Source organism: Achromobacter pulmonis (assembly GCF_002885955.2).
GTDB classification, from domain to species: domain Bacteria; phylum Pseudomonadota; class Gammaproteobacteria; order Burkholderiales; family Burkholderiaceae_B; genus Achromobacter; species Achromobacter pulmonis_A.
The window spans coordinates 2,210-4,008 of record NZ_POQS01000030.1; the positions used below are offsets into that span (position 1 = coordinate 2,210).

The 1,799-nt window shown below is 63.5% G+C and carries 1 protein-coding gene and 1 pseudogene; both read right to left on the reverse strand.

Features of this window, described 5'->3' with window-relative positions; all coding sequences use genetic code 11:
- Window positions 1-6: 6 nt before the first annotated feature.
- Window positions 7-240 carry a phage head-tail joining protein gene (locus tag C1I89_RS33525; RefSeq protein WP_440130681.1) on the reverse strand — a complete coding sequence of 78 codons (234 nt, stop codon included), beginning with the start codon at window positions 238-240 and terminating at the stop codon, window positions 7-9.
- Window positions 228-1,799 (reverse strand): annotated as a pseudogene (locus tag C1I89_RS33530) (phage terminase large subunit family protein); the annotation flags it as partial. The gene C1I89_RS33525 and the pseudogene C1I89_RS33530, both read right to left, overlap by 13 nt.

Here is a 1,799-nt window from a genome sequence, read left to right on the forward strand (position 1 = left end):
AGGCCATCAGAGTGCCTTGCTCGTGGTGACGCGGATCTGGCGCGATTTGGGTGAGCCGGATTCACGAGCGATAGTGGCTTCGACTTCGGCAATTGCGGCCTTCAAATCGGCCACGCTGCGGTACTCGATGCTCTTACCCTCGTAAGTCACGCGGTGCTCGCCGCTGGCCAGGGCTTCGCGCAAGGCCTGCAGGTGTTCTGGTGTGTAGGTCATGCTTATTTGTTCACTCAAGTCATCCATCGGCTGCGCACCACGCGACGCGGGTTGGGTTTGGCACTGCCAGAAGTAACGAGGCCACCGTCGAATCGCTGTTCTTGGGTGGCCTCGGGGGTTGTGATTTGTTTGGCAACGACTGGTGGGTCGGTGCCGAGTTGTTTTTCGAGTTCTTGCCAGTGCCGGTCTTCGAACCGGTCCAGTCCTGCCGCCGCAGCCGCTGCCCGAGCGTAGACGTAGCAGTCCAAAGCTTCGTTGCGCTCGCGCATCTTTTGCCACTCGCGGTGGGCAAAGCCGTTGCGGTCGCGCCGGGTGATCAGCTGCTCGGCACAGAGCTGTTGCAGGTATTCGGCATCGACCTTGGGCAGGTGTACGAATCCGACCGGGTAGATCGGCGTGACGCCGTCTTCCGCGACCTCGGCGCCTTTGCGCAGGTTGTTGTAGAACTCCAGCTTGGCAATGCCGCCGGCCACTGGAAACACCTTGATGCCCCGGCGCAGCTTTTTGCCGCTGGCCGTAGCGTCCACCGCCGTGGGTGTGCCAATCAGCGCCGCACCACCGCCAATACCTTTGATCGGCATGAGCCGGGCATCGCGCACGCTACGCACGAAGGCATAGGCCTCCTGGGTGGCGTAACCGGTATCCAAGGCCAGGCGCGCCAGACTCAACTGGCAGCCACTGCTGTGGGTCCAGGTCTCGCCCATGAGTCTGGCCAGCGAACCCCACACCTCGGTGCGGGCGGTGTCACCCATGAATATCCGGTGCTCTACCAGCCACGCGGCCTTGCCGCGCCCAAAGGCCCAGACCGAAACTTCGATGCGGTCCTTCTGTACGTCGGCACCGGCAGTGAGCAGCAGGCCGCCCGCGGGCACGGTACCGATTCGGTAGTCCTCTCGGCGTTCCAGCAGTCGTTGCCAGTCTGGCGCTTCGCCCTCTTCGACCCAGGTCTCACCCAATTCGGTGTTTTTGAAAGTCTTGATGGCCGAGGCCGAGCGACTGTCTGACATCGCAGCCGACTCCCAGGCGCGGGCGATCTCGATCCAGCTGCGCCAGCCCACCGGGCTGTAGAGGCTAGAGAGGTGGAACCCCGCCGTGCGCCCGGCTTGTTCTGGTGCGCAGGCCTGCCACTGGCCGTTGTCCAGCATCCAGGTTTTGTGATGCTCAGCGATCGGTTGGTTGCATGACTCGCAGATGTAGGCGGCCGTCTCTGGCTGGCCACGCTGCCAGNTGATGCTCAGCGATCGGTTGGTTGCATGACTCGCAGATGTAGGCGGCCGTCTCTGGCTGGCCACGCTGCCAGCGCAACTGCTCGAACCGCAGCCACTGGCGGTGCTCGCAGTGCGGGCACGGCACATAGTAGCGGCGCTGGTCCGATGCTTCGAACTCCCGATCCACCGCACTGGCCCCCGCAATCGTCGGGGTCGAAACGATCAGAATCTTGCGCCGGGCAAAAGTGCGGGTACGCGCCTCGGCCAGGGAAATCGCATCGCCTTCGCCTTCCACATCCAGCGGGTAGCCATCCACCTCATCGAGGAACAGGTAACGCACCGGCATGGAACGCAAGCCCACCGCGCTGTTGGCGCCGG

What these genes read in the sequence shown, in the direction of transcription:
- C1I89_RS33525 (WP_440130681.1), bottom strand. Translation starts at nt 240, where the DNA reads ATGGATGACTTGAGTGAACAAATAAGCATGACCTACACACCAGAACAC.